This window comes from Clostridium sp. M62/1 (assembly GCF_020736365.1).
Lineage (GTDB): Bacteria > Bacillota > Clostridia > Lachnospirales > Lachnospiraceae > Otoolea > Otoolea saccharolyticum_A.
This window is the reverse complement of sequence record NZ_CP085988.1, coordinates 2,753,428-2,765,881: the sequence shown is the minus strand read 5'-3', so window position 1 is coordinate 2,765,881 and position 12,454 is coordinate 2,753,428. Positions and strand designations below refer to the sequence as shown.

Below are 12,454 nucleotides of genomic sequence, written 5' to 3'. Positions count from 1 at the left end.
GGCGCTTCGCGGTCTGCCCGGAAGGATGATAAATAGGAGAGGAGAAACAGCTATGTATGATGTGACAGCGCTTGGGGAGCTTTTAATTGATTTTGCCTCTGCAGGAGCCGATGAGGGGGGATACCCTTCTATGAAGGCCAACCCGGGCGGGGCGCCGGGCAATTTCCTGGCTGCCCTGAACCGCTACGGCGCCAGAACTGCCTTTGTGGGAAAGGTGGGCGACGATGCCTTCGGCCGTCTTCTGATCGGAACTCTTAAGAAAGCGGGAATCCAGACAAGGGGAATTATCCTGGACAGGGACGTGTTTACAACGCTCGCCTTCGTCACCTTCTCCGAGGGCGGGGAGCGCTCCTTCAGCTTTGCGAGAAAGCCGGGAGCCGACACCTGCCTTCGCTTTGAGGAGGTGGATCTTGGCCTGATCGACGAGAGCCGCGTGTTTCACTTCGGAACTCTGAGCCTGACGGATGATCCGGTCAGGACGGCCACCAGAAAGGCAGTCGACTATGCAAAAGAGAGGGGAAAGATGATCACCTTTGATCCGAACCTTCGCCTTCCTCTGTGGAAAACGAAGGAGGCGGCGCGGCAGGAGATCCTCTGGGGACTTTCCAGGGCGGATGTGGTGAAGATCAGCGATGAGGAAACGCAGTTTCTGTGGGGAGAGATAAGCCCTGAGGAGGCGGCGGGAAGGCTGATTTCTGAGTACGGGGTAAAGCTTGCCATGGTTACACTGGGGCCGAAGGGCTGCTATCTGTCAAACGGACATGCCTCTGCCGGCGCCTCATGCCCGAAGGTAAGGCCGATAGACACCACAGGGGCAGGAGACATATTCGGGGGAAGCGCGGTGAGCCGGCTTTTAAGGACAGGAAAGAGACCGGAGGAGCTGAGTGAGGAGGAGCTTTACCGGATCGGCGCCTTCGCATGTACGGCTGCCAGCCTCTCCACAGAAAGACCGGGAGGAATCCCGAGCATTCCTTCCGAGGATGAGGTGGAGAGAGCTATCCCGCCGAAGGGGGAGTGTGACAATGCTGAAAGTGATCATTGCTGATGATGAAAGGCTGATCTGCCGGCTGGTTCAGGCTCTCGGCGACTGGGAAGCCCTTGACATGGAGGTGGCAGGGCTTGCGGAGAACGGACTTGAGGCCCTGGAGCTTATAGAGAGGGAGAGGCCGGATATCCTGATCACCGACATCAGGATGCCGGGCTGCGACGGCCTGGAGCTTATCAGGCGGGCGAAGGAGCTTCGCCCGGAGCTGGAGATTGTGATCATCAGCGGATATGCTCATTTTGAGTATGCTCAGACAGCGATCCGATATGGGGTCGGAAATTATCTGCTAAAGCCTATCAAGAAGGACGAGCTGATGGAAACCCTCCGAAAGATGAAGGAGCGGTGTGAGGAGAGGACTGCCGGGCGGGAGGTTGGGGAGGCCAGGTACAAAAAGAGCCAGAATGACCTGAAGAGGCTGAGAAACAGCCTCATTGACGATCTGATGTCCGCCCAGCCTCCTGTCCTTACGAATCAGATTTTAAAGGAAACCTACTATTTCGACTTTTCTGAAGGGCAGGCGTTTCTGGTGAAGCTGGACTGCCGGGCAGGCGCCTTTGGAACTTCTGCTGAGGTTGTCAGGGAAAAGGTTCAGGAGATTCTGAATGCAGGGCTTAAAGGGCTTTGCAGCGATGTGATTTTTTGCTTCAAAGGCTATACGGGATATGGTTTGTTAAGCTGCGGCTCCGACAAAAGAGAACAGGTGAGAAAGGCATTCCGCTTCTGCCTGGGACAGCTTGAGGCAGGAAACGGGATGTTTGGCCCTGTGCGTTTTTCAGCCGCTCTGGGAGACTGGACAGGGGAGGCCGGACACCTGTCTTCCTCCCTGAAGGAAGCCCAGGACGCTCTGGCGGAACGGCTGATAGAAGGGCCGGGCCGGCTGTTTGAGCATGTTCCGAGATCTTCCGGGCTCCCGGTCCAGGAGATCCTGGACCGCTATGCCAGGGATATGGAACATGCCATAGAAACACTGAATGTCAGGGAAGCGGCAGAAGCGGTAGAGACCATGCAGGAGAGGGTTCTGACCCAGGAGGGAGTCTGCGGAAGGGAGATTTTTGGTCTGGTGCTTTCCGCAGGCCGGCTGTTTATTGCCCGGATGGTTCACGGGGATGCGCAGAAGGCCCAGCGGGAATTTGACCTGGATTTATGTCAGTGTGCAGACAGCAGAGAGCTGTTTGCGCTGCTGTCCCGCAGACAGGAGGAGCTTCTCATGGTGGCTGAGGGAGAGCGGCAGAATGAGGCCAGCCGCCCGATCCGGATGGCCAAGCAGTATGTGATGCAGCACTTTCAGGATCCCATTACACTGGAGGAGGTCTGTGAGGCGGCAGGCTTCAGCGCCAGCTACTTCAGCTCTCTGTTCAAGAAGGAAACAGGAGAGGGGTTTGCCAAGTATCTGACCAGGGTAAGGATGGAGGAGGCCAAAACACTTCTGAGGGAAACGAACCTTCCGGTTTCTGAGATCTGCGAGAGAGTGGGCTACAGCGACCGGAAACATTTCACCCACACGTTCCACCGGGCGACAGGGCTGAATCCGGCTGAATACCGGAAGATGTACGGTTAGAAAAGAGATATGTCAGGAGGCCAGTATGGATAAAAAGGGAAATGTATATCTGTTCTGCCGGATGCAGGCTGTCACTGCGGCTCTGTTTCTCCTGTCTGCCCTGATTCTCGCAGTATCATTTCTCAGCGGGCTGTCTGAGGGAAGGCCAGTCTGGCTGTGGACGGCCGGTTTTGCAGTGCTGGCCGCCTTCGGCTGGATCAATTATATATGGGTGATCAGGCCGTACAGGCGCATGGAAAAGACCATGCGCCTGTTTCTGGACGGATATATAACAGAGCTCTCAGAGCTGCAGGGGGCTGGCATGACTCATGCGGAGGCTATGCTGGTGGAGCGGCTGGGAGAGATGCTGGACTCGGCAAAGCTCTTAAAGCTGAATAAAAGACAGGCCCAGTATCTGGCCCTGCAGAACCAGATCAATCCCCATTTTCTCTACAATACGCTGGAGAGCATCCGCAGCGAGGCCCTGATCTCAGGGCTGGCCAGTGTGGCTGACATGACGGAGGCTCTGGCTGCCTTCTTCCGCTATACGATCAGTAAGGTGGAGAATCTCGTTTCCGTGGAGGAAGAGCTTCAGAACTGTGAAACGTATTTCCGGATTCAGCAGTACCGGTTTGGGCCCAGGCTGAGCCTTTCTGTGATCTGTGACCCGGACGACAGAGACGAAATTTACCGCTGCCGCCTGCCCAAGCTGACCATGCAGCCTATTCTCGAAAACAGCATTATCCACGGGACGGAGCTGAAGCTGGGAAGCGGAAAGCTCACCATACGTCTGGAGCGCAGCGGAACGAGGCTGTTAATTACCATCTCCGATGACGGGGTGGGAATGGACGAAAAGGCTCTGGCCCGTATGAACGAGCGGCTGGAGAAGAGCGGGAAGGAGGTAGCTTCCGGCGAAGCGTCAAAGGGAGGAATCGCCCTGGTCAATGTCAATAACAGGATTCATCTGCTCTTTGGGGAGGAGTATGGGCTCCATGTATTCTCCATGCCGGGGGTGGGGACCGATGTGGAGATCTCCCTGCCTGCCATCACCAGCGACAGGGAAATCAAGAACAGAGAGGCGCTGAAATGAAAAAAGAGATTTTGCGGATGGAACGTGTGACATTGAGGGAGGACGGGGATACCCAGCTTAAAAATTTCAGTCTGACTGTGTGGGAGGGAGAAATCATGGGGCTGGTGCCGGTGGACAACCATGGTCTCTATCCACTATTGAATCTGCTGAGGCAGAACACGCCTATCCATTACGGATATATCTATTATAACGGGCGTCTGGTGAATCAGTGGAGAGGCTGTGCCCAGAAGCCGAACCGCATCACTCTGATTCAGAACAGGAGCAGTCTGGCAGAGAAACTCACTGTAGCTGACAACATATTTGTCCTGCGTCCCGGCTTTAAAAAACGCCTGATTAAACCACGGATCCTCAGGGAGCAGCTGGAGCCCTTTCTCGCAGATATCCAGATGGAAATTTCGGCAGATGCCTATGTGGAGAGTCTGTCGGTGTTTGAGCGGTTTGTGGTAGAGCTGTTAAAGGGGGTGGTGGCCGGGCACCGGCTGATTATCCTCTTCGATGTCAGCACCTTTATCAGCGACGCAGAGCTGGAAAAGCTCAGGGGAATTCTACGGTATTATGCAGGAAAGGGGATTTCCTTTCTCTATGTGGCGCCCCATTTTGAGGAGGTAAGGCAGATCTGCGGCCGGACAGCTCTGATGATGAACGGGCAGATCACGAAAATCTTTCACAGCTTTGATACGGTTCCGGAACTTTTCCTGCTGAACTGTACGGAGGAGTTTGAGCGGATGGTGAAGGAACAGATGGCAAGAAAACCGGACAGCCAGACAGAGAGGCGGGCCGCCCTCCGGCTAAAGGGGCTGAAATACAGGGAGATGGGGCCCCTTGATTTTTTCGTATCCCCCGGAGAGTGCCTGGTCCTTCAGGATCTGGACAATCAGGTGATTCCGGGGCTTCTGTCTGTGCTGTCAGGGGAAAAGCGGCCGGAGAAAGGAACTGTGGAGATAGGAGGAAGCCCACTTCAGTACGGCAGGGACAGGCGGCTTGCCGTGATACAGGAGCTTCCGGCCAGAACCATGCTGTTTTCCAACATGAATTATCTGGATAACCTGTGCTTTAACCTGGATCACAGGCTGCCTGGAGTCTGGCTGGGAGGAGGAGTAAAAAAGAGCCTGCGGATGGAGTTGGCAGACCGCCTGGGCAGGGAAGTCTTCGACATTCCTGTGGATGAATTGACGGAAGGCCAGAAATATGATTTAATTTACACGAGAATTCTTCTGCAGAACCCGGATGTGGTATTCTGCGTCCAGCCCTTTAAAGGCGCAGGGGTATCGCAGCGCATCCACATATACAGGCTTTTGGAGGAGCTTTTGGAGAAAGGCATAGCCGTGGTGATTCTGGCAGTCAATCTGGCCGATTCTATGGCTCTGGCCGACCGCCTCCTCCGTGTCCGAAAGGGAAAAGAGGTCAGGCAGTATGACAGGGAGGAATTTGGCCGTCTTCCGGTCAATACGCCGTGGCTGTATCTGTACCAGAAGTAGGGAAGTGAGAATCTGCAGAGGGATGAAGAAAAAATAGGAAAACAGGTCTGGAAAAGAGAACGGCAAAAGCACAGGAGGAATGACAGAGTATGACCAGGACAAATGTAATGCGGCTTCTGGACGCAGCGGGAATCGAGTATGAGGCAGGAGAGTACGAGGTAGATGAAAATGATCTCTCCGGAAGCCATGCGGCTGACATGATGGGGGTGGATCACGATTCTATGTTTAAAACCCTGGTGCTGAGAGGGGAGAAGACGGGATATCTGGTCTGCTGTATACCCGTGGACGAGGAGCTGGATTTAAAGAAGGTTGCCAAGGCGGCTGGGGATAAGAAGGTGGAGATGATTCACATGAAGGAGCTGCTTCCCCTGACCGGGTATATCCGCGGCGGCTGTTCGCCTATCGGAATGAAAAAGAAGTTTCCTACTTATATAGAAGAAACAGCAGTTCTTTTTGATAAAATTGCAGTGAGTGCAGGTATGAGAGGCGTGCAGATTCTCATAGATCCGGAACAGCTTGCAGCTTATACAGAGGCTGCATTTGCTCCGCTGGTAAGGGAGTAGGGCAGGGAGCAGAGGCAGAACTGAGGAGAGAAAAACATCGCCTGGGAGCTTATGAGAGAGGTGCCCAGGTGTTTTTCAGACAGCAGATAGGTTTACATAAAAAACAGACTCCCGGAAACGACAAGATTTTTACATGGAAGAAATTAATAAAAATGTAATAACTCGGGACAGACTCCATCGAAAAACCCTATAAAAAACATACAAAAATAATGGTTATTTTTCTGCTATATTGACGAAAATATTAAAAAATCATTAAATCACAATGTCATATGTCACAAAAATGTAAAAAACTTATTGACATTTATTACACCGCTCCCATATAATTAGGCCCGTCACTGGAAACGGGCAGGAGAGGGGCGCATAGCTCTGTCTGCCAAAAACAGAAAGAAAGAGGAGTGTGTATGCCAGACATTTACTCATTTCTTCAGACGGTCTACCAATTTGTGAAATCACTGGCTGTCAATATGACAAAGAAAATGTACCGGACTGCGGCCGTGTTTACAACAGGTGCTGCGGTGGTGACAGTGGTGATGTTCAACTCCGGGGATTTTTCGGGAGCAGGCAAGAGTGCAGCCGTATCCCTGTACGGGGACAGTGAGGAAGCTTATGAAATGACTGATGAGCTGCCGTCAGAAGAAGATGGAAATGGAACGGGAACCCGTATGGAGTTCCAGCTTGCCGCTTCAAATGAACAGGGCCAGCATCTTTTAGGAAGTCTGCTGGAAAGAAATATACAGGATGAGATTGCCCAGAGCGCCCTGGAAGTGGAAGTGATTGAGAAAGAAGTTCTGATGCAGGCGCAGCAGGCACAGAAGGAAGCAGAAGAGAAGGAAAAGCAGAGAAAGCGTGAGAACGCCGTGATCTCTTACACAGATGCAGATTACGAGGTACTTCTCCGCATTGTACAGGCAGAGGCGGGTATCTGCGATGACAAGGGAAAAATCCTTGTGGCAAACGTGATTATCAACAGGGTAAAGAGCAGTAAATTCCCCGACAATATCACGGATGTGGTTTATCAGAGATCCCAGTTTTCACCTGTATCAAACGGCACAATCAATACATGCAGGGTTACGGAGCAGACCAGGGACTGTGTGGACCGGGCTCTGGCCGGTGAGGACTATTCCGGCGGAGCACTGTACTTTATGAACAGAAACCGCTCCGCGTCATCCAATGTAAACTGGTTTGACGGCCATCTGACCTACGTGACACAGCATGGAAGCCACGAATTTTTCAGGTAGGATAAAGCCAGGGCAGCAGCTGCCCAAAGTTACGGAAACGTGCAGGAAAGCTGCAGAAAAGATCATCAGAGTTCTCCAATGGGAACAGGAATAGTAGACCCCCGTGAAGGGCGCAGAAGCGGCCTTCACGGGGGTTTTGTCAATCTGGTTTTATCTGTTAATGAAACGGCCTGCCGGATTAAGATTTTTTCAGATAAAGAGTCCGTCTGGACCCTGACTCAGGAGTGCAGGTGTTCCGTCCGCTCAAAGAGGCGGGCGGCTCTTTCCACTGCCTGACGGCTCCCGGCGACAGCCAGGGAACCTTTTTCGATCAGCTCCTGGATCAGATCCGCCGCCTCAGCCTGGCACTCGAGGGAGGCGTTTGGAATATCCCTTATCAGGGCATCGACAGTCTCTGTGCAGATCCCAGCGGCCTTCCTGCGCATCAGCCTCATGCGGGTATTTAACGGCCCTGATAGAGGCTGAGCCTGAGAAAAGGCGCTTAAAACATAGCCGTCCAGCTCTTCCTCGGTAAGGGTGAGGGACCTGAGGGCCGTTCCCGCCTGCCTGAAGATGCGGACTGTCTCCTCAAGGCCCGGATCGGCAGTGCACCAGAGAGAAAAGTACCCGTTAGGCAGGGAGAAGTCAGCGCCGCAGTCGTAGGCGCCTCCCCGGTAGCGGAGAGACGGCTTTAAAATGCGGTCCGAGAGGGCGATGAGGAAGGGCAGATATCTGCCCTTGAAATCGTCCCTTCCGGCAAAATCGCCCATCAGCCGGATCTCCTGTGAGGGAGTGTCCAAAGACACAGCCGAGCGCATAACAGGGGCAGGAAGGAGGTCGGCCGGAGACGATTCCTGTCCGCTGCTCTCAGGAAGGGGCTGGCGGAAAGAAGAGACACCGGAGACGCCGTCTGCCTGCCTCGGACAATCCGGCAGGGAGCCAAGGCAGTCGAAGGCAGCTTTTTTAAGCTGGGGAAGCGTATCTGCCGGGGCAGCGGCCACGAAAAGCATCCTGTTTTTTGTGAGAATGGCCTGTGCCGTCTGGAAGAGCCGTCTGGCCAGCTCCCTGCCGTACTCTGGCTCACTTTTAAGCCTCTGCAGGGTGTCCTTGAGAAAATAGTAGATTTCCTGGCCGTTTGTGGCAGCCCTGAAGCGGGCATCCGTGCGGATGGCGCTCTCAGCCAGAGCGTAGGAGATAGAGGAGGCATTCTCTCCCTGGGAGAGATCGTAATCCGGCAGATATTTTTCAAGGGCACTGATAATCTGCTCCGTGTTCTGGTAGGAGGCCTGCCCCATCAGTTCAAGGAGGAAATGAAGGCTCTGTGTGAAGTCAGCGGTAAGGCCGTACCAGAATACAGCCAGCTGAGGGCGGCTTCTGCTTCCTGCCTCAGGCCCGGGAAAGGCTTCGTCAAAGGTACAGTCGTGGAGGAGCTCCTGCTCCAGGATCTTCTGGCGGATCGAGGAGAGGGACGGAGTGTCCACCTCGGTCAGAAGCAGCTGGTACAGAGCCAGAAAGGGCCAGTCCTCCCTGGACAGAAAGCCCAGATCGAAATAGATCTGGAAGCAGAATACGCCGGAAACCGGCGCAGGGGAGAAAAACCCTGTGATGCCCTTTTTTGTCCTCTCACAGAAAGGCTCATGTTCCAAAGGGGCGGGAAGATCCTTGGGACTTATGAGAAAACTGCGGCAGCCATACTCTCTGCTGTTCCAGTCGTGAAAGGAGCGGGTGGCAGCCACAAGGGAGGAGATTTCCTCTTCTGTCATGGACGCCTTTTTGCGCTCCAGAAACGAGGAGCGCTGAGATTCCAGCTGCTCTGCAAGACCTGGAACAGGGACCGTCACAGTGAGAGCGCCTGCAAAGGGCTTTAAGAGCCTTTGGGCCAGATTGCGGATCAGAGTCTGGGACTGCCTGTCCTTATAAGCCTCCTCTGCAAAGCGGGCACAGGCCCTCTCATAGAGAGCGAAATAGTCTGTCTTTCCTGTCAGGCTCCAGTAGCGCCCGATTTCCTCGGCGGCATGGCAGCCCAGATGCACCCCCTCGCGCACTAACCGGTCCGTTAAGCTGTGTTCCTTGACACAGGCCCGGTAAAGCTCAGGGGCAATTCCTTTTTCGCAGATTTCCTCAAGCGTCATCCGGACAGCGCGCAGCAGTCTGTCCCGGTCACCCTCATCACCGTTGTAGAGGCGGAATTTGAAGACAGGGTGGATGAGCAGCGTGTCGAGGAAGGCCTGGATCACGTGGTTCAGCCCCTCTCTCTTTGCGGTCTGGTGAAGAGGGGAGGCGCTGTGATCCAGGAGATCGGAAAAGAGATCAAAGCAGATCAGTTCCTCCTCATCACAGTCAGACAGATCCAGCGCGTAGTCAATGACGGAAGCCTGGGAGCCGCGGCTGCCGCTGTAGGCCGGACTCTCCTCTATCGAACAGCGAAAGCCCGGGATAGGCGGTTCGCGAAGAAGCGAGATGAGGCTGCCTCCGTTTAATGGGGCAGGGTGGAGAGACAAGTGCTCCCTGTCAAGAAAGGATAGAACGCGGCCGTAATCCATATCGCCGTAGAGGACGATGAGGCAGTTGGAATAGGTGTAAAACTCCGTCAGAACTCTCATTACCTGTTCTCTGGAGACATCTTCATAGTGGAGATGGGCGCGTCCGGGAAGGTTGGCCGCGAGACGGCCAGGGTACAGGGTTCTTGCCGTATGGCTGTCTGCATTCTCATCCAGATCGGTAAGGTGGGCCCAGTCCTCGCTGAAGACGGTTCCGGCCAGAAGGAGGGGGCTGTCCGGCGTTTCCAGCTCATAGCGGAGGGCCTCCCGCTCGAAAAAGTGAGGCTCTGTCTGGGCGTCCGGCTCCTCCATACAGCAGAGAACCACATCCATGAGCTTTAAAAGCTGCTCCTCACTTCTGGAACAGATGGGGTAGCAGGTGTAGGAGGTGTCTGTTATCCCGTTCATAAAGGTGGAATAGCTCATGCTGTCCATATCAAAAAACACATCACGGCTTCTGTATTTTTTACAGGAAGAGAGGACGAGGTGCTCTGCCATGTGGCAGGCATCTGTTTCGTCCAGCTGGGGCGTCCTGTAAATGAGAGAAAAGCCCAGCTCCCTGTCATCGTTTTGTATGCATAAAACCTGGGCGCCGCTTAAAGGGTGGAAAAATTCCGCTGTGCTGGCAGAGAGGCTCTCAATCCTGCCCTGGGAGACAGCCGTGAAGCCGCAGCAGAGCTGCCCGGGCTCTGGTAATTTAGTCATAGAAATCTCCATTCCGCCGCCGATATGGCGGCATCTTCATAGTTGGAAAAGCCTTTATGCTTCCGTAAATTCAGAAAAGGGCATGGAGAGGGACAAAAACCCTCTGCCCTGATTTTCAATTATAGTATAGAAAAAGGGCCAGGGCAAATACTTTGCCGCATATAGCTGCGATTTTTTGAACCGTCATTTTGAACGGTTATACAGAAGCTGTTCAGAAAAACAGTCTGGCGTGTGAGGCCATCCGCTCCCCGGCTGAGGCCTTAGGGATAACGTGGTTTAAGGGGAAGGAATCTCTGTGTATAAGGGGGACTTTCTTTGGCCCTCCCGAATACTGCTTGTGCTGTCGGGAAATAAATGATATGATAGACAAAATATCCTGACAGGATGAAAAACGGACGGGTTTAGCGGATGGGTTTATGAGAAAAGGAAACCTGCTGCAGAAGGCTAAAGGGCTTGCAGGGAAGGCACGGCCGGAAGTCTTTGGGTGCCAAATATATTTACAGAGGAGGAAACGGATATGAACAGGGAGAAGATAGAGGAAAACGGAAAGATGCGGGAGAAATACAGCAGCTTTCAGGAGTGGGCAGCGAAGCTTCCCAAGGTTGAGCTCCACTGCCACCTGGATGGATCCCTGCCCTGGCAGACAGTGAAAAAGCTGGCAGGCAGGGCAGAAATTTCCATTCCTGGCGATGATGCAGCTCTGAGAGCCATGCTGACGGTGCCGTCCGGGTGCCGGAGCCTGAAGGAGTATCTGGAATGCTTTTCACTGCCCCTTTCATGCCTTCAGACGTATGACGCGCTCTGCACAGGCGCTTATGAACTGGCCAGGGAGGCGGCCCTTGAGAATACCCTGTATATGGAAGTTAGGTTTGCCCCGGCGTTTTCGGCTCATGACGGCTTTACGGCAGAGGATGTGGTGAGAGGCGTCAGGGACGGACTTCTCAGCGCAGAGAAGGAATTCGGAATAAAGACGGGGATTCTGCTCTGCGGAATGCGCCATTTCGAACCAGAGAAAAATCTGGAAATTCCGCGTCTGGCGGAAAAATTTATGGGAAACGGCGTCTGCGGCATTGATCTGGCAGGAGATGAGAAGGCATTTCCGCCTGAACTTCACAGAGAAATGTTCCGGCTTGCCGCAGAGATGGGAATTCCGTTTACCATACATGCAGGCGAATGCGGAAGCTGGGAAAATGTCTGCACGGCGGCAGCCATGGGAGCGAAAAGAATCGGCCACGGGATCGCCATGGCCGGCCATGAAGAGGCAGAGCGTCTGTGCAGGGAGAGGGGAATCGCCATTGAGATGTGTCCTACCAGCAATTTTCAGACAAAGGCCGTGGAGAGGGAGGAGAATTATCCGGTACGCCGATTCTTAGATCTGGGCCTTAATGTGACTGTCAATACCGATAACCGCACCGTTTCCGGCACAACGCTCACAAAAGAGATTCTCCTTCTCCACCACCGCTTCGGCGTCTCCGGGGAAGAGGTAAGAGAGATGATGAAAAACGCTGCGAGGGCAGCCTTTGCGCCTGCTACTGTCCGGGAGGAAGTGGAGCGGAGGATAGACTCCTTTGCTGCCGCAGGATTTCCTCAGCCGTAAGGCGGGAAAGAGGCTCCATGTCGCAGATTCGGCGGGAAAGGCATAGAGCGTCCATAAAGGCTTCTCTGTTTTCCGGGGTGATGAGGATGGGCACGAAGCCTGCGCCGGTGAGAATCCGATCCATCAGAAGCACTGCGGCCTCCTCATTTTTTCCCTCATAGGGAGAAATGTCAATCAGCCGCTTCAGGCTCATGGCGGCCAGCTCGATGGGATGGAGGGTGAAGCGGGAGGAGAGAATCTGATCCGGCAGATGGTGCATGAGCTGGGGCAGATCCTCCGGGTCTGCCGCGTCAAACGCGCCGTCAAGAATCTTCATGGAAGATGTGCGAAACAGTTCCTCCTCCGGCCCTTCCGTTCCTTCCTGTCCGAAAGCCGGGAGGGAAGGACGGGTATGCTCATGATACCCTGCGATGCAGTAAAGCCTGTCTATGTCTGCCAGAGTCAGGCTCAGCTCCTGCCCGGCTCCAGAGACGAAAAACTGCCAGGCGGCGTTTGCGTCTGCGCCCGGAAGAGCTTCCCGGGCCGCCTTCAGAAAGAAAGATTTCCACTCCCCGGGAAGAGTCTGCTGTGACTTCTTTGACTTCTCCTGAGGGCTGATGCCTGACCTGCCGCTGTCTGCCAGCTGAAGCAATTCGTTTAATTTCATATGTGGACCTCCTGAATCATACTGTCTGTTATTATG

General features: G+C 54.0%; 9 protein-coding genes. 7 read left to right on the top strand and 2 right to left on the bottom strand.

Translation table 11 applies throughout. From position 1 onward, the window contains the following. Positions 1–52 precede the first annotated feature (52 nt). The 6 genes from LK436_RS12970 to LK436_RS12945 all read left to right on the top strand — a co-directional run bounded on the left by LK436_RS12970 (position 53) and on the right by LK436_RS12945 (position 6,951). Positions 53–1,045, top strand: coding sequence for a carbohydrate kinase family protein (locus LK436_RS12970; RefSeq protein WP_044930353.1), 993 nt, complete (start codon positions 53–55; stop codon positions 1,043–1,045). Beyond that, complete coding sequence (locus LK436_RS12965; protein WP_008395170.1) at positions 1,023–2,603, top strand: response regulator; 1,581 nt, start codon at positions 1,023–1,025, stop codon at positions 2,601–2,603. Before LK436_RS12970 ends, LK436_RS12965 begins: the two co-directional genes overlap by 23 nt. Before the next feature lie 25 nt (positions 2,604–2,628). After that, a complete protein-coding gene (locus LK436_RS12960) occupies positions 2,629–3,672 on the top strand; it encodes a sensor histidine kinase (RefSeq protein ID WP_008395172.1) in 1,044 nt (347 codons plus the stop codon). Beyond that, positions 3,669–5,150 (top strand): sugar ABC transporter ATP-binding protein, encoded by a 1,482-nt coding sequence (locus tag LK436_RS12955; RefSeq protein WP_008395173.1) that lies wholly within the window; start codon positions 3,669–3,671, stop codon positions 5,148–5,150. Before LK436_RS12960 ends, LK436_RS12955 begins: the two co-directional genes overlap by 4 nt. Before the next feature lie 89 nt (positions 5,151–5,239). Next, positions 5,240–5,713 (top strand): Cys-tRNA(Pro) deacylase, encoded by a 474-nt coding sequence (ybaK, locus tag LK436_RS12950; RefSeq protein WP_008395174.1) that lies wholly within the window; start codon positions 5,240–5,242, stop codon positions 5,711–5,713. Between the two features lie 401 nt (positions 5,714–6,114). Then, the gene (locus LK436_RS12945) at positions 6,115–6,951 is read left to right on the top strand and encodes a cell wall hydrolase (protein ID WP_008395175.1); all 837 of its coding nucleotides are present in this window, start codon (positions 6,115–6,117) and stop codon (positions 6,949–6,951) included. 218 nt (positions 6,952–7,169) lie between these two features. Here the strand turns inward: LK436_RS12945 and LK436_RS12940 are convergent, their stop codons facing one another. After that, positions 7,170–10,175 (bottom strand): insulinase family protein, encoded by a 3,006-nt coding sequence (locus LK436_RS12940; RefSeq protein WP_044930356.1) that lies wholly within the window; start codon positions 10,173–10,175, stop codon positions 7,170–7,172. Between the two features lie 517 nt (positions 10,176–10,692). Between LK436_RS12940 and add the strand changes: the two genes are divergently transcribed. Further along, positions 10,693–11,772, top strand: a complete 1,080-nt coding sequence (gene add, locus LK436_RS12935; RefSeq protein ID WP_049931769.1) for an adenosine deaminase — start codon at positions 10,693–10,695, stop codon at positions 11,770–11,772. Here add and LK436_RS12930 read toward each other — a convergent pair. After that, entirely contained in the window at positions 11,705–12,418 is a 714-nt protein-coding gene (locus tag LK436_RS12930) for a hypothetical protein (RefSeq protein ID WP_049931773.1), read from the bottom strand. The two genes, add and LK436_RS12930, sit on opposite strands and share 68 nt — an antisense overlap. Between the last annotated feature and the right edge of the window lie 36 nt (positions 12,419–12,454).

What these genes read in the sequence shown, in the direction of transcription:
- LK436_RS12970 (WP_044930353.1), top strand. Translation starts at nt 53, where the DNA reads ATGTATGATGTGACAGCGCTTGGGGAGCTTTTAATTGATTTTGCCTCT.
- LK436_RS12965 (WP_008395170.1), top strand. Translation starts at nt 1,023, where the DNA reads ATGCTGAAAGTGATCATTGCTGATGATGAAAGGCTGATCTGCCGGCTG.
- LK436_RS12960 (WP_008395172.1), top strand. Translation starts at nt 2,629, where the DNA reads ATGGATAAAAAGGGAAATGTATATCTGTTCTGCCGGATGCAGGCTGTC.
- LK436_RS12955 (WP_008395173.1), top strand. Translation starts at nt 3,669, where the DNA reads ATGAAAAAAGAGATTTTGCGGATGGAACGTGTGACATTGAGGGAGGAC.
- ybaK (WP_008395174.1), top strand. Translation starts at nt 5,240, where the DNA reads ATGACCAGGACAAATGTAATGCGGCTTCTGGACGCAGCGGGAATCGAG.
- LK436_RS12945 (WP_008395175.1), top strand. Translation starts at nt 6,115, where the DNA reads ATGCCAGACATTTACTCATTTCTTCAGACGGTCTACCAATTTGTGAAA.
- LK436_RS12940 (WP_044930356.1), bottom strand. Translation starts at nt 10,175, where the DNA reads ATGACTAAATTACCAGAGCCCGGGCAGCTCTGCTGCGGCTTCACGGCT.
- add (WP_049931769.1), top strand. Translation starts at nt 10,693, where the DNA reads ATGAACAGGGAGAAGATAGAGGAAAACGGAAAGATGCGGGAGAAATAC.
- LK436_RS12930 (WP_049931773.1), bottom strand. Translation starts at nt 12,418, where the DNA reads ATGAAATTAAACGAATTGCTTCAGCTGGCAGACAGCGGCAGGTCAGGC.